General features: G+C 62.4%; 19 protein-coding genes, 1 other RNA gene and 1 riboswitch. Of the genes, 14 read left to right on the forward strand and 6 right to left on the reverse strand.

Annotation, left to right across the window (positions count from 1 at the left end; translation table 11 throughout):
• The first annotated feature begins 15 nt into the window (after positions 1 to 15).
• The 4 genes from CEW89_RS19005 to CEW89_RS19020 all read left to right on the forward strand — a co-directional run bounded on the left by CEW89_RS19005 (position 16) and on the right by CEW89_RS19020 (position 2,727).
• Entirely contained in the window at positions 16 to 732 is a 717-nt protein-coding gene (locus CEW89_RS19005; RefSeq protein ID WP_096806975.1) for an excalibur calcium-binding domain-containing protein, read from the forward strand.
• A 6-nt stretch (positions 733 to 738) separates the two neighbouring features.
• Positions 739 to 1,431: an N-acetylmuramoyl-L-alanine amidase gene (locus CEW89_RS19010; protein ID WP_096806976.1), complete on the forward strand. Its 693-nt coding sequence runs from the start codon at positions 739 to 741 to the stop codon at positions 1,429 to 1,431.
• A gap of 13 nt (positions 1,432 to 1,444) precedes the next feature.
• An RNA gene (rnpB, locus tag CEW89_RS19015) (RNase P RNA component class A) lies at positions 1,445 to 1,846 on the forward strand.
• A 170-nt stretch (positions 1,847 to 2,016) separates the two neighbouring features.
• The gene (locus tag CEW89_RS19020) at positions 2,017 to 2,727 is read left to right on the forward strand and encodes a DUF533 domain-containing protein (protein WP_066708663.1); all 711 of its coding nucleotides are present in this window, start codon (positions 2,017 to 2,019) and stop codon (positions 2,725 to 2,727) included.
• Positions 2,728 to 2,794: 67 nt separating this feature from the next.
• On the opposite strand, the gene CEW89_RS19025 is transcribed toward CEW89_RS19020, so the two are convergent.
• Positions 2,795 to 3,682, reverse strand: coding sequence for a DMT family transporter (locus tag CEW89_RS19025; protein ID WP_066708666.1), 888 nt, complete (start codon positions 3,680 to 3,682; stop codon positions 2,795 to 2,797).
• A 76-nt stretch (positions 3,683 to 3,758) separates the two neighbouring features.
• Positions 3,759 to 3,931: riboswitch (FMN riboswitch) on the reverse strand.
• Between the two features lie 219 nt (positions 3,932 to 4,150).
• Between CEW89_RS19025 and rpmG the strand changes: the two genes are divergently transcribed.
• Complete coding sequence (rpmG, locus tag CEW89_RS19030; protein WP_009572866.1) at positions 4,151 to 4,318, forward strand: 50S ribosomal protein L33; 168 nt, start codon at positions 4,151 to 4,153, stop codon at positions 4,316 to 4,318.
• Positions 4,319 to 4,441: 123 nt separating this feature from the next.
• Entirely contained in the window at positions 4,442 to 5,062 is a 621-nt protein-coding gene (locus CEW89_RS19035) for a GNAT family N-acetyltransferase (protein WP_096806977.1), read from the forward strand.
• Positions 5,063 to 5,066: 4 nt separating this feature from the next.
• On the opposite strand, the gene CEW89_RS19040 is transcribed toward CEW89_RS19035, so the two are convergent.
• The 3 genes from CEW89_RS19040 to CEW89_RS19050 all read right to left on the reverse strand — a co-directional run bounded on the left by CEW89_RS19040 (position 5,067) and on the right by CEW89_RS19050 (position 6,794).
• Complete coding sequence (locus tag CEW89_RS19040) at positions 5,067 to 5,492, reverse strand: EamA family transporter (RefSeq protein ID WP_096806978.1); 426 nt, start codon at positions 5,490 to 5,492, stop codon at positions 5,067 to 5,069.
• Positions 5,493 to 5,563: 71 nt separating this feature from the next.
• Positions 5,564 to 6,301, reverse strand: coding sequence for a Bax inhibitor-1/YccA family protein (locus tag CEW89_RS19045; protein WP_066708672.1), 738 nt, complete (start codon positions 6,299 to 6,301; stop codon positions 5,564 to 5,566).
• A 280-nt stretch (positions 6,302 to 6,581) separates the two neighbouring features.
• On the reverse strand, positions 6,582 to 6,794 hold the full coding sequence (locus tag CEW89_RS19050; RefSeq protein WP_244906104.1) for a YjiS-like domain-containing protein: 213 nt from the start codon (positions 6,792 to 6,794) through the stop codon (positions 6,582 to 6,584).
• A 123-nt stretch (positions 6,795 to 6,917) separates the two neighbouring features.
• On the opposite strand from CEW89_RS19050, the gene CEW89_RS19055 reads away from it, so the two are divergent.
• Together CEW89_RS19055 and CEW89_RS19060 are read left to right on the forward strand one after the other, a co-directional pair.
• Positions 6,918 to 7,796 carry a LysR family transcriptional regulator gene (locus tag CEW89_RS19055; RefSeq protein ID WP_096806979.1) on the forward strand — a complete coding sequence of 293 codons (879 nt, stop codon included), beginning with the start codon at positions 6,918 to 6,920 and terminating at the stop codon, positions 7,794 to 7,796.
• 94 nt (positions 7,797 to 7,890) lie between these two features.
• The gene (locus CEW89_RS19060) at positions 7,891 to 8,271 is read left to right on the forward strand and encodes a hypothetical protein (protein WP_096806980.1); all 381 of its coding nucleotides are present in this window, start codon (positions 7,891 to 7,893) and stop codon (positions 8,269 to 8,271) included.
• A gap of 168 nt (positions 8,272 to 8,439) precedes the next feature.
• On the opposite strand, the gene CEW89_RS19065 is transcribed toward CEW89_RS19060, so the two are convergent.
• Positions 8,440 to 9,399: an NADPH:quinone oxidoreductase family protein gene (locus CEW89_RS19065; RefSeq protein WP_096807305.1), complete on the reverse strand. Its 960-nt coding sequence runs from the start codon at positions 9,397 to 9,399 to the stop codon at positions 8,440 to 8,442.
• Between the two features lie 372 nt (positions 9,400 to 9,771).
• On the opposite strand from CEW89_RS19065, the gene CEW89_RS19070 reads away from it, so the two are divergent.
• The 4 genes from CEW89_RS19070 (at position 9,772) to CEW89_RS19085 (ending at position 13,066) form a co-directional block, all read left to right on the forward strand.
• A complete protein-coding gene (locus tag CEW89_RS19070; RefSeq protein WP_066705813.1) occupies positions 9,772 to 10,155 on the forward strand; it encodes a helix-turn-helix domain-containing protein in 384 nt (127 codons plus the stop codon).
• Positions 10,156 to 10,363: 208 nt separating this feature from the next.
• A complete protein-coding gene (gene hisN, locus CEW89_RS19075; protein WP_066705811.1) occupies positions 10,364 to 11,173 on the forward strand; it encodes a histidinol-phosphatase in 810 nt (269 codons plus the stop codon).
• Positions 11,174 to 11,213: 40 nt separating this feature from the next.
• A complete protein-coding gene (locus CEW89_RS19080) occupies positions 11,214 to 12,554 on the forward strand; it encodes an 8-oxoguanine deaminase (protein WP_096806981.1) in 1,341 nt (446 codons plus the stop codon).
• Between the two features lie 11 nt (positions 12,555 to 12,565).
• Complete coding sequence (locus CEW89_RS19085) at positions 12,566 to 13,066, forward strand: CAP domain-containing protein (RefSeq protein ID WP_096806982.1); 501 nt, start codon at positions 12,566 to 12,568, stop codon at positions 13,064 to 13,066.
• Here CEW89_RS19085 and guaD read toward each other — a convergent pair whose 3' ends face one another.
• The gene (gene guaD / locus CEW89_RS19090; protein ID WP_096806983.1) at positions 13,067 to 14,359 is read right to left on the reverse strand and encodes a guanine deaminase; all 1,293 of its coding nucleotides are present in this window, start codon (positions 14,357 to 14,359) and stop codon (positions 13,067 to 13,069) included.
• Positions 14,360 to 14,496: 137 nt separating this feature from the next.
• On the opposite strand from guaD, the gene mgtE reads away from it, so the two are divergent.
• Complete coding sequence (gene mgtE / locus CEW89_RS19095; RefSeq protein WP_066705803.1) at positions 14,497 to 15,888, forward strand: magnesium transporter; 1,392 nt, start codon at positions 14,497 to 14,499, stop codon at positions 15,886 to 15,888.
• The gene (locus CEW89_RS19100; RefSeq protein ID WP_066705801.1) at positions 15,885 to 16,451 is read left to right on the forward strand and encodes a 5-formyltetrahydrofolate cyclo-ligase; all 567 of its coding nucleotides are present in this window, start codon (positions 15,885 to 15,887) and stop codon (positions 16,449 to 16,451) included. The genes mgtE and CEW89_RS19100 overlap by 4 nt, the downstream gene beginning before the upstream one ends.
• Positions 16,452 to 16,469: the final 18 nt, after the last annotated feature.

Genomic DNA, 16,469 nt, shown 5'->3' on the forward strand with positions numbered 1-16,469 from the left:
TTACGGAGCTTCGCGATGCGTCGTGCCTCACCCCGTGTCTTTGTGACATTTGCATCTCTGGCCGCTCTGGCCGCCTGCCAAACCGCCGTGCCCGACAGTGGTTCGGGGGTGGGGTTCGGCTCCTATGCCGATTATCAGGCCCAGAGAGAGGCCGAACTGATCGCCCATGGCGAAGGGGCGGGCAACGGTTCCGTGAGCGTGTCCTCGGCCGCAGCGGCGCTCGACACGCAGGCGATCTCCAACGAGGCGCTCGAAGGCATTGAGGCGGCGGAAAGCGGGGCGACCAGTGCCCCCGCCGCGACAGGCCAGGCCCCCGCGGCGGTCTCCAACGCCATGGGAATTTCGGCCGAGAACAGCTTCGATGCCGTGTCTTCCGAGCGCTCGATCGAAGAGGATGCCGCCCTCGTTGCCGCCAACAAGGAAGCCTATGTCACGATCCAGCCGACGGCCCTGCCGTCGCGGCCCTCATCGGATGCGGGCACTATCGTAGAATTCGCGCTCTCGACCACCAACACGGTCGGTCAGGCGCTTTACTCGCGCCTCATTCCCGGGGCCGATTCCCGTGCGGCGCGCAACTGCGCGAAATACCCGTCGCCCGATCTGGCGCAGGAATATTTCCTGAAAAACGGCGGCCCGGAGAAGAACCCGCAGGGGCTCGACCCGGATGGCGACGGTTTTGCCTGTAGCTGGGACCCCGCGCCCTTCCGTCTGGCCGCCAAAGCCCGGCAGTAAGCCCTCATGACGTTGGTGATCCATGACCATCCCTCGCCGAATTTCGGCGAGCGGCGTGATGGCGCGCGTCCCGATCTCGTGGTGATCCATTACACGGCGATGGCGACGGCCGAGGCGGCGCTGGAGCGGCTTTGCTCGCCGGACTTCGAGGTCTCTGCGCATTACCTGATTTGTGAGCAAGGGCAGGTGTTTCGCCTTGTGGACGAAGACATGCGCGCTTGGCACGCGGGCGCCGGTCAGTGGGGCGAGGTGACGGATGTGAATTCGCGCTCCATCGGCATCGAACTGGCCAACCCCGGAACGGCGCCCTTTGCCGCTGCGCAGATGCAGGCGCTTGAAAGTCTTCTCGCGGATATTCTCTCCCGTCACGCGATCCCGCCTGAGCGCGTGATCGGCCATTCCGACATGGCACCGCTGCGCAAGATCGACCCGGGTCCCCGTTTCGACTGGAAACGGCTGGCTTTGCAGGGATTGTCCGTGTTTCCCGCCTCTCAGGGTGAGATCGAGCCCCATGAGGTTCGATTTGTGCAAGACTTGCAGCGCTTCGGCTACCCCGATGCCCCGGTCGAAGCGCTGGTCTCTGCCTTCCGGGATCGTTTTCGCCCCCGTCATCACGGCCCGCTCGACGGGCGCGACATGGCGCTGGCCCGCGATCTTGCCACCCGCTTTCCCATTGACCGCCGCTCCCCTCTCGCCTAAGTCGCTCCCCGACGCGGATGGCCGGATAACCGCCGCTTCTCTTTGATGAGGAGGGGAGGAAAGTCCGGACTCCCTTGAGCAACGGTGCCGGGTAACGCCCGGCGGGGGCAACCCCAGGGACAGCGCCACAGAGAACAGACCGCTCCGCAAGACGGAGTAAGGGTGAAACGGTGGGGTAAGAGCCCACCGCGGGACGGGCAACCGGACCGGCACGGCAAGCCCCACCGGGAGCAATGCCAAATAGGGGTTTCGCGCGGGGTTCGTGTGCGGCAACGCAGACCGCCCGCAGGGTCGCTCAAGCCCGAGAAACCCGGGTTGGCAGCTTGAGCCGTCTGGTAACAGGCGGCCTAGAGGAATGGTTATCGAAGGGGCGCAAGCCCCGGAACAGAATCCGGCTTACAGGCCGTCCGCGTCGTATTCCCGTGTTGTAGAGAAGGGGCTTTGCCCCTCTTGGCCTTTGGCCAATTCACCTCAGGATATTTCAGGACAAAAGAAACGGCAGGCCCGGGTGTTTTGCCCTGTTGGCAGAATGGGTGTTTCGTCGCACTATGCGTGGAAAGATTTGTCAGCATAGGGAGTTGCCCAATGAGTTTCGTGAAAACCCTGACCACGCTCGCCATCGGTTTTGCCGCAGCGAAAGGCGTTGAAAAAGTCAAGAAAATGGGCGGCATGGAGGGCGTGCGCGAAGCCATGCGCCAATCCGGCGCGCCGGGCGGCATGGCCGATCAGATGGGCCAGATGGCGGAGAAATTCGGTTTCCCCGGCGGCGCGGATGCGGTGCGTGACATGATGGGCAAGTTCGGCAATCAGGCCGCCGATATGTCGGAAGCGACCGAAGCCGGGCTCGGATCGCTGTTCTCGGCGATGTCCGGGGCGGCGGCGACGGGGATGACCTCAATGTCGGACATGTTCGAATCCGTGACCAAGGGCACGGCGGTCGGTGCGGCCTCCGAGGAGAACGCCAGGCTGATGATCCGGGCGATGATCATGGCGGCGAAGGCCGACGGCCAGATCGACGCCGAGGAGCGTACCAAGATTCTCGACGCGCTGAATGATGCCTCGGAGGAAGAGATTGCCTTTGTGCAGGCCGAGTTGGACGCGCCGGTCGATCCGATGGCCTTGGCGAAAGACGCCGGGACCACGGCTGCGGCACAGGTCTATGCCGCGGCTCTGATGGCGATTTCGGTCGACACCGAGGGCGAAAAAACCTTCCTCAAAGGTCTGGCGCAATCGCTGATGCTCGACGAGGCGAAACAGGCGGAGATCCATCTGTCGATGGGCAAGCCTGTGATCTGATCTGACGATCTTATGCAATCAGAAGGGCGGCCATGAGAGCCGCCCTTTGTCGTTGGGGCCGGGTCGTTTAAGCAGGCTGTTCCGCGCGGCTTTCCTGACGCAGCAGATAGAAGGACGCCGCCAGAATCAGCGCCGCCCCGAGCCACATCGAACCCGGCGGCACAAAGCCGAAGGCCATGACCCCGAATCCCACGTTGAGCGGCAGTTTCAGGTGATCGAAGGGCTGGAGATAGGCGGCATCGGCCACCGTATAGGCCTTGGCGATGGCATATTGCGCCAGAGCGGTCAGAAGCCCCGCCGCAATGAGGATGAGCGCCGTCAGCCCGCCGCTGAGCGCCACGCCCTCGCCCAGAGCCAGCGCAAAGTTCACCGGGCTCAGAAGCAGCAGCAGATAGACCGTCAGGCTTTCCGGGCTTTCGCTCCGGGTCAGGCGCTTGGTCAAAAGCGAGGTGATGCCCCAGAACAGCGCGGCTGCCACCGGATAGAGTGCATAGAGCGAAAACGCATCCGACCAGGGCGCAAGGATGATCATGCCGCCGACGAACCCGGCGGTGACGGCGAGCCAGCGCGCCGCGCCGGTCTCTTCGCCGAGGAACAGTCCCGCACCGAAGGTCACGAAGAAGGGCGAGAGCATGATCAGGGCAATCGCCTGCCAGATCGGCACATGGGCAAGCCCCGCGACCCAGAGCTGAACTCCGATCACGGCGGCAGCGACACGGGCGATATGAAGTGCGACATGGCCGGTTTTCATCGCGGACAGACCGTGGCGCACCACCCATGGCAGCGAAAACAGCAGCGCGATGGCATATTGCCAGAACGCCATGCGCGCGGAGGGTACATGCAGCATCATCGTGGCATATTGGGTCAGAAGGTTGATGACGGCAAAGAGCACGCCGGCTGCGATCATCAGGAGGGCGCCGGAGCGGGCCGGGCCGAGATTGGTAAAGCGAGTCATGTGTCGTCCTTTCTTCACACATAACCCAAGGCACGAGGGCAGGGCGCACGCCGCCGCGAGACGGCAAAGCGGCCCTGTCATCTCTCTTTCATCCGGACTGTGACCGTCGGCTCCGGGATCGCACCGGATCTGCTGTCCCAGCGTGTCGTGAACCGACGCGCGTGGCGCTCGCGGGCTGATCGGAAAGGCCTCACATGAGATCTCCGAAACACCGCCGGTGGGGAATTGCACCCCGCCCTGAGAGGTTCGCGACCCGATTTGGTCGCCCGCTCTCCTTAGGCCCGAAGACCGGTCTCTGCAATCGCTCAGGGGTGCAGGGCCTCTGTGCAGCGTTTTTGGCTGGCGCTCGCGGAGGTTTTCTGAGAAAAGCCCATTGACTCGGAGACCCAAAGGCTTAAAAGGCGGGCTTCAAGGATTCCACGGGTTGGCCCGACCGCCCGTTGCACGAGATAACTGGAGTAACGAAAAATGGCGAAGCCGACGACGATCAAAATCCGTCTCAACTCGACCGCGGACACGGGCCACTTCTACGTGACCAAAAAGAACGCCCGCACCATGACCGAAAAGATGGTCGTAAAGAAATACGACCCGGTTGCGCGCAAGCACGTCGAGTACAAAGAAGGCAAAATCAAGTAAGCCCTTCCCAGACGACGAAATGCAAAAGCCGCGTGACCCGAGAGGGAAGCGCGGTTTTTTATTTGACCGGCCCCTCTCCCCCGCGGATCAGGTTTTGAGACCATCCAACGTAAGGAGAGAACCATGTTCGGATGTTATGACGACGACTTCAGAGAGCGGGAGCGGCCAGACAGCTCCTGCTCGTTGCCTTCCAGCCTGAGCGAGGCTCTGGCGGTGCGCACGCAGGAGATTCGCAAGAGCGTGCCCTTCACCGTGCGAGCCGCCATGCCGGCCGATACCGCGGAGATCGACGCGCTCTTTCGTGCCTCCTACGGTCAGCTCCTGAAACAGCATTATGCCGCCGCCATTCTCGACGCCGCATTACCTGCGCTCTTGCATACGGCACCGCGCCTGCTGAACTCCGGCACGTTCTTCGTCGCCGAGACCGGGGGTGGGGAGATCATTGCGGCGGGCGGCTGGACCCAGGCCACGCCCTTCGGCGGCGTCGGTCCGCGCGAGATCGGCCATATGCGGCGGGTCGCTGTGCATCCGGATCACGTCCGGCAAGGGATCGGTTCGGTTCTCGTGGAACATATCCTCGACAACGCCCGGCTGACGGGGGTGGAGCGGATGTGCTGTCTCTCGACGCTCACGGCGCGGGAATTCTATGAGGCGCATGGCTTCAGCGCCTCGGGGGACGTTGATCTGGCGCTGAAACCCGGTGTCTACCTGCCCGCGATCCAGATGGCCCGCGATTTGGTCTGATCGCTCAGGCGATGGCCATCACAACGGCGCCGGTCGAAATCAGGCCGACGCCGACCCACCCCAGCGGGCTCAGTTCCTCGCCCAGCACGAGCGCTGCGAGGATCGCGACGAAGACCACGGAGAGCTTGTCGACCGGTGCCACCTGCGACGCTTTGCCGATCTGCAACGCGCGGAAATAACAGAGCCAGGATGCCCCGGTCATCAGCCCCGAGATCGCCAGAAACCCCGCGCCTTTCGCGCTGAGGTTCGACAGCGGCTCGATATCGCCCAGCGACCATGCAAACAGCCCCGAGGCGAGGAACACCACCCCGGTGCGCAGGAAGGTCGCGAAGTTCGAATTGATCTCCGTCACCCCGATCTTGGCGGTGATCGCTGTCAGCGCCGCGAAGAGGGCTGAGAGCAGGGCCCAGAATTGCCAGTTGTCGGTCATGCGCCTCTCTCCCGGATCGCCATAAAAAAAGGCCGGTCGAAACCGGCCCTTGTCTTCTGAGTATGCCCCGATCACTCGCGGTTGCCAAGGAACCGCAGCAGGAACATGAACAGGTTGATGAAGTCGAGGTAGAGGCTCAGCGCGCCCATCACGGCGGACTTGCCCAACCACTCTTCGTCCATCGCATGCGCATGGGCGATGTAGTCGGTCTTGATCTTCTGGGTGTCCCAGGCGGTCAGACCGGCAAAGATCAGCACGCCGAACACGTTGATCGCGAAGTAGAGCATGCCGGAGTGCAGGAACAGGTTCACGATCGAGGCCACGATGATGCCGATCAGGCCCATGGTCAGGAACGCGCCCATGCCGGAGAGGTCTTTCTTCGTGGTGTAACCCACGAGGGACAGACCGGCAAAGGAGATCGCGGTCACGAGGAAGGTCTGGGCGATCGAGACGCCGGTGAAGGCGGCGAAGATGTAGCTGATCGACAGGCCGAAGAGCGCTGCGAAAGCGTAGAAGAACAACTGTGCGCCCGCGGCGGACAGGCGGTTGATCGCGGCGCCGAAGGCAAACACCATGCCGAGCGGCGCGAACATCGCGATCCAGCCGAGAATGGTCGGGCGCAGCGTGATCGGATCGTTGAAGATCGACAAAAGCGCGTCATTGGAGCCCACGGCCCAAGCCACGAGCGCCGTCAGCAACACGCCAATCGACATGGTGCCATAGACCTTGTTCATATGGGCGCGAAGGCCGGCGTCGATCTCCGCCGAGCGTGCGCCGACACCAGCGTTGATCGTTCTGTAGTCAGCCATTGAAAGGTATCTCCTGTGCGTCAAAATCCCTGTGCCCCCGCGACATGCGGAGGTGTCCCTTCCGATATTGGCAGGCGGGGTGCGGATTTCAACCCGTGGAAAACGGAAAACGGACTGTTTTTGTCGGCCGCGTCTGTTTTGTGGGCGGTTGGCCGTCCGGCGGCTTGGTCTATGAAAAACAAAGAAAAACCGCGATGCAGGGGAAGCATCGCGGTCAGGCGCGCGGGGACGGGCGGGCAGGTAAGGGGGGGGCGGGACAAGCTGTCGCGGTCATCCGGGGTTATTTGGTCCAGTGGCGCGGCGCATCCCAGACCGGGCGCTGGCTTTCGGCCAGAACCTCCTCGCGGGTCAGTCCGATGTCATCGAGCAACGCATCGTCAAGCGCGGCCAGGGCGCGGCGTTGACGCGAGATCTCACGGGCTTTCATGAAACGGGAGAACAAGGAGGGGGCGCGACGCGCGCCGGAGGGGCGGGACAGGGTCTGGATGGGCATCGTGTCGTCCTTAACAAATGGTGAATGTTTGGCAGGAATGAATCATTTCCCTTGATATGTATCGTCCACCGTGTTCAATAAGTGAAATGAATGATTGTTGAATTTTGCATCACGGGACATGATATGCCGCGCAATCTCGATCTGACCGCCCTGCGTTCCTTCGTCACCGTCGCCGATTGCGGCGGGGTGACCCGTGCGGCGGGGACGCTCAACCTGACGCAATCCGCCGTGTCGATGCAGCTCAAGCGGCTGGAAGACAGCCTCGACGTCAAGCTTCTCGACCGCAGCGCTCGCAAGATCGCCCTGACCGCGCCGGGGGAGCAACTCCTGTCCTATGCGCGCCGGATGCTCGAACTCAACGACGAGGCCTTCAGCCGCCTCACGGCGACGGAATTCGAGGGCGAGATCGTCTTAGGCGTGCCGCATGACATCGTCTACCCCTCGATCCCGCTGGTGCTGCAGCATTTCCATGCCGATTACCCGCGCATGCGGGTCAATCTCGAATCCTCCTTCACCACCCGGCTCAAGGAAAAATTCGCCCGTGGCGAGTGCGACATGATCCTGACGACCGAGGACGATCTGGACGCGGGCGGCGAGACTCTGGTGGAACTGCCTCTGGTGTGGATCGGGGCGCCCAATGGTGTGGCCTGGCGGCAACGTCCGCTGCGGTTGGCCTTTGAACACCGCTGCATCTTCCGCAAGAGCGTGCAGGAGGCATTGGACAATGCGGGCATCCCGTGGGAAGTCTCCATCGAAAGCGACCAGAGCCGCACTATCGAGGCCTCCGTCTCGGCCGATCTCGCGGTGCATGTGATGCTTGAGAACACCGCACCGCCCTATTCCGAGCCGATCCAGCACGGTGGTGCTTTGCCAGAACTCGCCTCGAAAAAGATCAATCTCTACATGTCGGAGCAGATGAAGGGCGAAGCGGCGGAGCGCCTGCGCGACCTGATTCGGCAAGCCTACCGCAACCACGCCAGCGCAAGGATCGCGGCGCAGTAGGGGAGCGGCTGTGAATGGCGGGAATGAGCCCATATTGCACATTCGAAATCCCAACCATATTGATGATTCAGATGCTGATTGGAGCTGATGCGGTATGACCAAAATTTGGGTAGGCTATTCTGAAAGTCTGGGCTTCCGGGATTTGATCATTACGTACATTGATCCGTATTTTGGACCAGTTGAAGAGGAAGATGACGAACCCGTTGGTCTGCTCGAGCTTGAGTTTGGGGCTTCACCAAACGGTCCAGGCTCTTTTGAAGTCTATGAAAAGACGTCGGAAAACGAAAACCTGTTTGGTTTGGACCTCGTTCTGGCCCGGTTCCCATTTGAGGAAGTGCCCGTTGGCTTGCACACCATCAACTGGAGTAAAGCAAAAACTGTGTTCTTCATCATGAATGACAAAGAACCGAAACGAGCAACTGATGGAAGCGTTTCGATCACAGATGTTTTGAACGTCAAGTTCGAGTGGGAGTGAACGGTAGCTCCGTCCCGCAAAGCAGTCCTTCGCATCTCTGACGCTAACTTTCTCCACTCTCTCTGAAACCTCAATCGTCTGATGTCTGGCCTGATCGCGCCCCTGCGCGTGCCCGACAAAAGTCCGACGCAAATCCGACGTTTTGCCGACAGTCGTTTCCGGCCTGCTTCACGGCTCCAGAACGACCTTCCCCGTCGCCTGTCGGCTGCGGATCAATTCGAGCGCCTCGGCAAATTGATCGAGCGGCAGGCGATGGGAGATATGCGGTTTGATCCGTCCTTCCGCCGCCCAGTCGAACAGCGTGGCGAGCGAGGCGCGCAGCGGTGCCGGGTTGAAATTCAGGTAAGCGCCCCAGTAAAACCCGATGGCCGTGATGTTTTTCACCAGCATATGGTTCGGTTTCATCTTTGGTAGATCGCCGCCCGCAAACCCGATCAAAAGGATGCGCCCGTCGGGGTTGGTGGCGCGAAAGCACGCCTCGTACAAAGGTTCCCCGACCGCGTCATAGACCACATCCGCGCCGCCAAGTGCTTTGATTTGTTCACGAATATCCGGACTGTCGGCGTCGATGAGATGATCGGCCCCGGCGGCTTTGGCAATGGCCAGTTTGTCGGCGCCGCGCGCGATGGCGATGACCTCCGCGCCCATCAGCTTGCCGATTTCCACCGCTGTCAGCCCCACGCCGCCCGCTGCCCCGGTGACGACAAGGCGTTCGCCGGGTTGCAGTCGGGCTTTGTAATCCAGCGCCATATGCGAGGTGCCGTAAGCGATCTGAAGCGCCGCCGCCTCGGCATAGCCCAGCCCTTCGGGGATGGGGATGCAACGGTCGGCAGGGAAATTCCCGGCCTCGGCCAGCCCGCCCTGACCGGAATAAATCGCCACGCGTTGACCGGCTTGAAATCCCGTAACCCCTTCACCGATCTCAATAATTTTGCCGGAGAGTTCAAGCCCGAGTGTAAAGGGCGGCTCCGGCGTATCCTGATAGCGGCCTGTGCACATCAGCGTGTCGGCAAAGTTCAAAGCCCCGGCACGGATCGCAACCTGGATTTCGCCGGCTGCGGGGGGCGCAAGAGCGGTGTCGGCGAGCTGCGGAGGTTGATCGAAGGCGGTGACGCGACAGGCGCGGATGGTTTTAATCTGTGACATAGCATATTTTGTGACGACTACATGCGGTTCTGTCCATGTGAAAGGCGCTGAAAGCGAGTCGATTTTGCCCGGTCCGCATCGGTTGGCATGACTGATCCGGTGGCGGAAGATTTTGCAAAACGCAACAAATGATCAAAAAACACGCGCAGGTTTAGTGCTGTCCAAGCCGTGCCAGATCGTCACAGGACGGAATCTCAGGCGTTGCTTCGATATAAAATTTCATTTTTACAGACGGTTGGGGGATTTGGTCAAATCCTGCCCAAAAAGACAGGTTGAGACATCGGGCCGGTCCTAAGAAATGTGCTATACACGCATAGGTTAAGGGCGTGCAGCACGATACAAGGAGCGGTCAGTATGAAACATCCCGTGGATGTCCATGTGGGAAAGCGGATTCGCCATCGTCGGTGGATGGTCGGCATGACGCAGCAGCAGCTTGCGGAAAAGGTCGGCATCAAATTCCAGCAGATCCAGAAATATGAAACTGGCATGAACCGCGTGTCTGCCTCCCGTCTCTGGGACATTGCCGAGGCGCTGTCCGTGCCCGTGGCCTTCTTCTTCGAAGGTATGGATATGCCTGTCGAGGCACAGTCCGTCGCTCATCAGGAGGATGCCTCCGTCCCGGCCGATATTCTCGCCGACAAGGAAGCGCTCGAACTGGTGCGCTCCTATTACGCGATTCCGGAAAATCAGCGCCGTCGTCTGTTTGAGCTGGCGCGGGTGCTCTCCGACGTCGCCTGATCCGGGGACGATCAGGGCCTGAACCGACCCGAGCTGCAGAACCGGCCCCCGCGTCTCTGACGCCGGGGTCGTTTCTTTTTTGCGCAGCCGCCAGGTGGCACCTTCGGCGGTGTTGTGAAGACCCGGCGGGTCGCTTGACCTGTCGCGGCTGAGGGGCTACCGCGAAAGGGACGCGCCCAAGGCGCAGAAGATCGGAGCAGGAGAGAGCATGAACGTCTCGGAATTGAGCGCAGAGATGCGCGCGGAGATTATCGCAACGGCGGATGCGGCGGCAGAGGCCGCGCGCGAGATCACGCTCCGCTATTTTCGGGGGGGCGCGCTCGCTACGGAGTCGAAACAGGCGGTCGGGTTCGATCCGGTGACGGTCGCCGATCGCGGTTCCGAGCAGGCCATGCGCGCGGTCATTGAGGCGCGTCGCCCGGACGATGGCATCGTCGGCGAGGAATTCGGTCCCAAAGCGGGGACGTCGGGTCTCACCTGGGTGCTCGATCCGATCGACGGCACCCGCGGTTTCATTTCCGGGACCCCGACCTGGGGCGTGCTGATTGCGCTGCGCAATGCCGACAGTGTGGTTTATGGTGTGATTGACCAGCCCTATATCGGTGAGCGCTTTGTCGGGGGGCTTGGTCTGTCGGAACTGACCGGTCCGCTGGGCAAAAGCGCTCTGGCGGCGCGGCGCGGCGTGGCGCTTGACGATGCGGTGATCTATACGACCTTCCCCGAGGTCGGCAGCGAGACGGAAGGTAAGGCGTTCCACGATCTCGCCGGACGCTGCAAGCTGACGCGCTACGGCATGGATTGCTATGCCTACGCGCTTTTGGCTGCGGGGCAGGTCGATCTTGTGGTTGAGGCCGGGTTGCAGAGCTACGACATTCTCGGTCCCATCGGGGTGATCGAGGCGGCGGGCGGCATTGTCACCGACTGGCAGGGCGGCCCCGTTCTGGAAGGTGGCCGCGTGCTGGCGGCGGCGAGCAAAGAGTTGCATGAGGCGGCATTGGCGGTACTCTCAACCTATTGACGCCGCCGGGAGGAGCCGGCGGTCCCTCAGGGAGGCCCCGATGCACCATTGTTTCCTGATCCGCAATGCCGATGTCGTCCTGACCATGGACGACGACCGGCGTGAAATCAAAGGCGGCGACATTCTCATCCGCGACGGGGTGATCGAAGCGGTCGGGCAGGGGCTTTACGATGACGATGCGCAGATCCTCGATGGGCGCGGGTGCCTCGTCACCCCCGGCCTCGTCAACACCCACCACCATCTTTACCAGACCCTCACGCGGGCAGTGCCGGGCGCGCAGGATGCGCTCCTGTTCGGCTGGCTCAAGACGCTTTACCCGATCTGGGCCAAATTCGGCCCGGAGCATATGCGAATCTCGGCCCTGGTTGGGCTTGCGGAACTGGCGCTGTCGGGCTGCTCGACCACCTCGGATCACCTTTATCTCTACCCCAATGGCGCTCGGCTGGACGATACCATCGAGGCGGCGCGCGCCATCGGGCTCAGGCTTCATGCCACGCGTGGCTCTATGTCGATCGGCGAGAGCCTTGGCGGGCTGCCGCCCGACAGTTTGGTCGAGCGCGAAGAAGACATTCTCAACGATTGCATCCGCGTGATCGACGCTTTTCACGATCCGAACGCCGGCGCGATGATCCGCGTCGGCGTTGCGCCCTGTTCGCCGTTTTCCGTCTCCCGCGAGCTGATGCGAGACAGCGCCATTCTGGCCCGCGACAAGGGCGTGATGCTGCACACCCATCTGGCCGAGAATGACGAGGATATCGCCTATTCTCTGGAGAAGTTTGGCATGCGGCCAGGGCAATATGCCGAAGAGCTGGGCTGGACCGGGCCGGATGTTTGGCATGCCCATTGCGTGATGCTCGACCGCGAAGAAATCTCGCTGTTTGCGCGTACCAAGACCGGCGTGGCGCATTGCCCCTGTTCGAATTGCCGTCTGGGCTCGGGCATTGCGCCGGTGCGCCCGATGCGGGACGCGGGCGTCAGAGTGGGCTTGGGCGTCGATGGGTCGGCCTCGAACGACACGGGCAACCTGATCATGGAGGCGCGCACCGGCATGTTATTGCAACGGGTGTACTATGGTGCCGACAAGATGAGTCCGCGCGAGATGCTGGAAATTGCCACGCGCGGCGGTGCGGAAGTGTTGGGGCGCGATGACATTGGTATTCTGGCGCCGGGCAAACGCGCGGATATCGCGGTCTGGAATATGTCGGATGTGGAAGCGGCCGGGAGCTGGGACCCGGCGGCCTTGTTGCTGGCCGGGCCGATGATCGTGAAAGACCTGTTCGTCGAGGGGCGCCATGTGGTCGCCGACAGTTGGGTGACGACCATCGACATGGGCACGACACTGGCGCGGCAAAAGACCTTGGCGCTGGGGCTGAGAAACTAGGGGATGCCAGAATGAACCATAGAAAACGACGTGTCGGGGTGGTGCTGTGCGCTGCACTCGCGCTGATGGCCTGCGGGCCGGAGACCGGGGCGGGGTTCAGCCAGATCACCCCTGTGACGACCGCCGCGCCCCATGCGCTGGAGCAGGAGGCGCAGATCATCGCCCTGATCAATGCGGAGCGTGCGCAACAGGGGCTTGGCGCGCTCGGTTACAACGCCGCACTTGCCACGGCGGCACAACGGCACGCCAGCGATCTCGCGGCGCAGAATTATTTCTCCCATACCGGCAAGAACGGTTCCTCTGTGGGCGACCGGGTGCGGGCGGCTGGCTATGGCTATTGCTACGTGTCCGAGAACCTCTCGGGCGGTTATCCGACGGCGCAGCAGGCGGTGCAGGGCTGGATGCAGTCCCAAGGCCACCGTGCCAATATTCTGAGCCCGAAAGCCCGTGACATCGGTATCGGCATCGCGCCGGGTGGTATTCGCGTGGCGGTATTTGCCCGCGGCTGCTGATCAGACCGCCGCGCGCTCGCCCATGACATAGGAGGCGACGATCGCCCGGTCGTCGCCCATCATGATGGTCGGGAAGACCTCTTCCCAGATCGTCTCCGCCCGGATCGCGCGCTGGGCGATGGCGGGGGTGGAGGCCAGGTCGATCACCGCGAAATCCGCTTCCATGCCGGGGGCGATGCAGCCGATTTTATCCTGCATGTGAAGCGCCTCGGCGGAGCCATAGGTCGCGAGCCACAAAAGCTGGGCTGGGTGGATCGCGGTGTGGCTGAGCTGGCCGATTTCATAGGCCGCCGCCATGGTGCGCAGCATGGAGAAGGACGATCCGCCGCCGGTGTCGGTCGCGAGACCCACGCGCAGACCTTCGCCCTTGCGCGCGCCCATGTCGAAGAGGCCCGAGCCGATAAACGTGTTCGAAGTCGGGCAATGGATCAGCGAACAATCCATCGCCTTGAGATGCGCGATCTCGCGCGGTTCGAGATGGATCGCATGGCCAAACAGCGCGCCCTCGCGTACCAGCCCGAATTGCTCATAGGTGTCGAGGTAATCGCGCGCCTCCGGATAGAGCCCCTTGACCCATTCGATTTCGTCGAGCTGTTCGGAGAGATGCGTCTGCATCAGGCAGGAAGGGTATTCGTCCCAGAGCTTACCCAGAGCGTCGAGTTGCGCGGGCGTGGAGGTGGGCGAGAAACGGGGCGTGATCGCATAGGTGGCACGGCCTTTTTCGTGCCAGCGCCCGATCAGGGCCTTGCTCTCGTCATAGGCTGCCTTTGCCGTGTCGCGGAGGAATGCGGGGGCGGTGTCGCGATCCATGCAGGTCTTGCCCGCCACGATCCGCATGCCCCGGTCCTCGGCGGCCTCAAACAGCGCATCGACGGAGCCGGGATGGATCGTGCAGAACGAGGTGACCGTTGTGGTGCCGTTGGCCAGAAGCAGGTCGAGATAGCGCCCGGCGATGTCGCGGGCATAGGCAGGATCGGCGAATTTCGCCTCCTCCGGGAAGGTGTAGGTGTTGAGCCAGTCGATCAGCCGCTTGCCCCAACTGGCAATCATGGCGGTCTGCGGATAATGCGCGTGGGCGTCGATGAAACCGGGCACGATCAGCGCCGGACCGTGGTCGAAGAAGGCGGCTTCCTGATGTTTGGCGCGCATGTGATCGCGCCCGCCGATGGAAACGACATGCCCGTCCCGGATCAGGATTGCTGCGTCGGTGAGCACCTGAACTGCCTCCTCGGCGGGAATCTCGAAAGGGTTGCCGTGATAGGTGACGACCTGTCCTGCAATCAGCTTGTCCATCGGGGGCCTTTTTGATTAACCGCTTTTAACCTCGAGGGCAGATTAGGCGCTGGGCGAGGCAAGGTAAATCAATCTTGCCCCTGTTTCTCGCAAGGAAGCTGTCATAAGGTCCGGGGTGACGAGCAAACGGGCAGGGTATGGTCGAAGACAACGCGGATATCAAAGAGGAAGCCGATCTCGAGGAGGACGGCTACACGTTGAGCGCCAAGGTGCTCAGCGCCATTCTGTTTGCGGTGGACACCGGGGATCGGGCGAAGCTGATCGAGCTGATGGAGCCGCTGCACGCTGCCGACATCGCCGACATGCTCGAACAGGTGAACGCCTATGACCGGCGGCGGCTGATTCTGCTCTATGGCGAGGAATTCGATGGGGAGATCCTGTCGGAGCTTGACGAGGGCATCCGCGACGAGGTGATCCACGTCCTCAAGCCCGAAGTTCTGGCCGAAGCGGTCCGGGACATGGAATCGGATGACGTCGTCGACCTGGTGGAGGATCTCGACGAGGAGGCGCAGGAAGCGGTTCTCGCGAGCCTCGAGGATGTTGATCGTCTTGCGGTCGAGAAATCCCTGTCCTATCCGGAGTTCTCCGCCGGTCGTCTGATGCAGCGCGAGGTCGTGATGGGGCCGGAACACTGGACCGTCGGGCAGGCGATTGATTTCATGCGCGAGGCGGAGGAACTTCCGGACGATTTCTACCACATGGTGCTGACCGATCCGAAGATGCACCCCGTCGGCCACGTGACGCTCGGCAAGATCCTCGGTGCGCCGCGCAGTCAGCCGCTGATCGAATTGCTGGAGCCGGGGTTTCGCACCTTCCGCGTCGATGAGAGCGAAACCGACGTGGCCTATGCGTTCAACCAGTATCACATGATCTCTGCCCCGGTTCTCGACGAGAACGACAGGGTGGTGGGGGTGATCACCATCGACGACGCGATGAACGTCCTGGATGAGGAACACGAAGAGGACATCATGCGCCTCGCCGGTGTCGGCGAAGGCTCTCTGGCCGACCGGGTGAGCGATACGGTGAAACAGCGTCTGCCTTGGTTGGCGGTCAACCTCGTGACGGCGATCCTCGCCTCCATGGTGATCGCCCAGTTCGAAGATACGATCGCGCGGTTCGTGGCTCTGGCGGTTCTGATGCCCATCGTCGCCTCGATGGGCGGCAATGCGGGCACGCAGGCGCTGACGGTGGCCGTGCGCGCCATCGCGACGCGCGACCTTACCGGCGCGAACGTCTGGCGCGTGATCCGACGCGAGGTGCTTGTGGGGCTCGCCAACGGCTTGGTGTTTGCCGTGATCATGGGGGTGGTGGGAATCGTCTGGTTCGGGTCTCCGGCGCTGGGCGCGGTGATCGGTACGGCCATGGTGATCAATCTGGTGATTGCGGGGCTGGCCGGCATCGGGGTGCCGGTGCTGCTGGAGCGCGCTGGGGTCGATCCGGCTCTGGCTTCGGGGGCGTTCGTGACGACGGTGACCGATGTTGTGGGGTTCTTTGCCTTTCTCGGGCTGGCCGGTGTGGTGCTGCTGTGAACGATATTCGGGATGTGAAGGCGCAATTGCGCCAACGGGCGAAAGCGGCACGGGATTTGGCGCATGCGCAGGATCTGGGCGCTGCGGATCAGGCAACCAAGATGCTTCTGGGGTTCCTGACCCCGCATAAAGGCAAGGTGACGGCAGGCTACATGCCTTTGGGCAGCGAGATCGACCCGCGCCCGGCGATGAGCGTTCTGCATGGGCGCGGCCCCGTCGCCGTGCCGGTGGTGGAGGCCAGGGCGCAACCCTTGCGGTTCGACCGCTGGACGCCAGAGGGTGCGATGGTGGAGGGCGCGTTCGGCGCGCTGATCCCGGCGCAGTCCGAGCCTGTAATCCCGGAAGTGGTGATCGTGCCGATGCTGGCGTTCAACCGGGCGGGGCACCGGCTGGGCTATGGCGGCGGCTTCTATGACCGGACGCTGGAGAAGCTGCGGGCCTCGGGGCCGGTCTTCGCCGTCGGTCTGGTCTATGCGGCGCAGGAGCTGGCGGACCTGCCGGTCGAACCGACCGACGCGCCGCTCGATGCGATTGTGACCGAGCGCGAAGTGCTTACGTTTTAATGCGCGCGACGTGCTCAT

The sequence above is a fragment of the Celeribacter ethanolicus genome, from assembly GCF_002407265.1.
Taxonomy (GTDB): domain Bacteria; phylum Pseudomonadota; class Alphaproteobacteria; order Rhodobacterales; family Rhodobacteraceae; genus Celeribacter; species Celeribacter ethanolicus.